Consider the following 2,102-nt stretch of genomic DNA (forward strand, 5'->3'; position numbering starts at 1 on the left):
CCGGCTGGCGGGTTGGGCGGCCGTTATGGGCACCCCCCCGGAAACCGCTACACTCATGACACCCCCCGAATATGGGCTCAAGCGGCTCTCGGCCCGGGTGCGGCCCCGTGCCGTGGCTCTCAAGACAACGATTGCGGGCATCGGCGGACCTGGTGGCCCAGGCGGTGTCCGTCGGGCGACGGGGCCGATGCTCCTACAGCGTCGGCACTGTGATAGCGCGCACATTCGGTCGCATTGACCTGCGTCAAGACGCCATCCATCCGCCCGGTGTATGGTTAGGCCAGTGACGGAAAGCGGCAGGCCCGGGACAAGGGCGCTTGATAAGTCGTCTTTCGCGGCGGATGGCGGTACAACTTGTGGCAGTCCATGGGCGGAAGGACGCGCGGCCATGACGGTGATGACCGAAGGTACCCTGGTTCCGGTTTTCAATAGCCCCTCGCCCGCCGTACGGCGGGTTCCCATCGACCGGCCCTGGCTGTGGCTGCAGCAGGGCGCCGCCGATCTGGCGGCCACCCCGTCCATCAGCCTGGGCTTCGGCCTGGCGCTGGCGGCGGTGGGCTTTTTCGCCACGGCGGTGGCCATCCTGAACGGTTGGCTGGCCCTGCTGCTGCCTCTGACCGGCGGCTTCATGCTGCTGGCCCCCCTGCTGGCGGTGGCCTTTTACGAGGCCAGCCGCCGGCGTGAGCAGGGTTTGGCGCCGGACGCGCGCGCCTGCCTGACCGCATGGCGGGGCAACCTGCCCTCCATCGGCGCCTTCGGCATCGTGCTGCTGCTGGTGCACCTGTTCTGGGTGCGGCTGGCCACCCTGCTCTACGCCCTGCTGCTGAGCGACATGCATGCCGCGCCGGAGGGGGTGGCGGCGGCGCTGCTGACACCGGCCGCCCTGCCCTTCCTGGTGGCGGGCACCGTGCTGGGCGCCGGCCTGGCCCTGGCCACCTTCACCATCAGCGTAGTGACCCTGCCCCTGCTGCTGGACCGCGATGTCGGCGTCTTCACCGCCGTCGCCACCAGCGTCATGGCGGTGCGCACCAGTCCCCGCGCCATGCTGCTGTGGGCGGGCCTGATCTCCGGGGCCGTGGTGCTGGGCATGGCCACGCTGTTTATCGGCCTAGTGCCCCTGCTGCCCCTGATCGGCCACGCCAGCTGGCACGCCTACCGCGACATCGTACGCCTGCCGGCGGAGGTGGGGCCGGCCACATCGCAAGCATGAGGAAAGCTCAGCTGAACTGCAGCATGGACGGCGCCTTGTCGATGATCTCTTCCAGGATCATCTCCGCCGTCTCCAGTTCGCTGCGGATCGATTCGTTCAGGCGGCTGGCGTATTCGGGCTTGCGCAGCTTCTCGCTGGCCTCATAGAGGCTGCGCAGCTCGGTCACGAAAATCTCGCGGGCGCCCAGCGGCAGTACGGTCTTGGCCGACAGCACGAAGAAGAAGCGCATGCTGGCGCGCACCAGCAGGCTGAGCATCAGCGTGTCCAGCTGGGCGTAGCGCTCGCGCAGTTCGTCCGCCGGGCCGTCCATGCTGCGCAGCCGGCCCTCCACCAGGATGCACAGGGCGCGGAACTCCCCCACCTTGTTGCGGAAGGCGTTGTAGGCCTCAAAGCTGTCGCGGGCCGCCGCGGCCTCCGCCTGCTTGGCCAGCTGCGTGGACTCGCGCGCCTGGCGCTCCAGCGCGTCCAGGAGCCCCACCACTTCCTTGCGGGCGTAAACGCGTCTGACCACGGGAATTCCATCCTGCCTGGGCTATCGCACCGCACCCTGTATACCGGCCCCGCCCGGCGGATCAAAGGCCCCTGGCAGGCAGGCGGCCATGCACGAAAGGGTGGCGCTACTCTGATAGGCGCTGCGCGTCGAAATGGTCGTTACCACTTTCGTCGGCGGGGCCTGCCGGCCACAGAGGTCGCCCCTTACCGGCCGCCCCGCCGGTTCAAAACCCCCAGCCGGACCGGCCGCTCCTGCCGTGACACCGGCAGTTGCGACAGACTGAGGGCGATGCGCCGGCGCAGGAAGGGATTGCCGATGATCCAGGGCAGCAAGTGGCGGCGCAGCAGCCGGCCCCACCAGCCATCGGCCAGCAGGGCGGCGCGGGAGATCAGGTCGTGC

3 protein-coding genes are annotated in these 2,102 nt (G+C 69.2%); 1 reads left to right on the top strand and 2 read right to left on the bottom strand.

Features of this window, described 5'->3' with window-relative positions; translation table 11 throughout:
• Window positions 1-388: 388 nt before the first annotated feature.
• Entirely contained in the window at window positions 389-1,210 is an 822-nt protein-coding gene (locus I55_RS13860) for a DUF2189 domain-containing protein (RefSeq protein ID WP_049974105.1), read from the top strand.
• Window positions 1,211-1,217: 7 nt separating this feature from the next.
• Here the strand turns inward: I55_RS13860 and I55_RS13865 are convergent, their stop codons facing one another.
• A complete protein-coding gene (locus I55_RS13865) occupies window positions 1,218-1,721 on the bottom strand; it encodes a hypothetical protein (protein ID WP_044561176.1) in 504 nt (167 codons plus the stop codon).
• A 185-nt stretch (window positions 1,722-1,906) separates the two neighbouring features.
• A partial coding sequence (locus I55_RS37050; RefSeq protein ID WP_044561177.1) for a hypothetical protein occupies window positions 1,907-2,102 on the bottom strand: 196 nt, incomplete at its 5' end.

It is taken from the genome of Azospirillum sp. B4, from assembly GCF_000333275.1.
GTDB lineage: Bacteria > Pseudomonadota > Alphaproteobacteria > Azospirillales > Azospirillaceae > Nitrospirillum.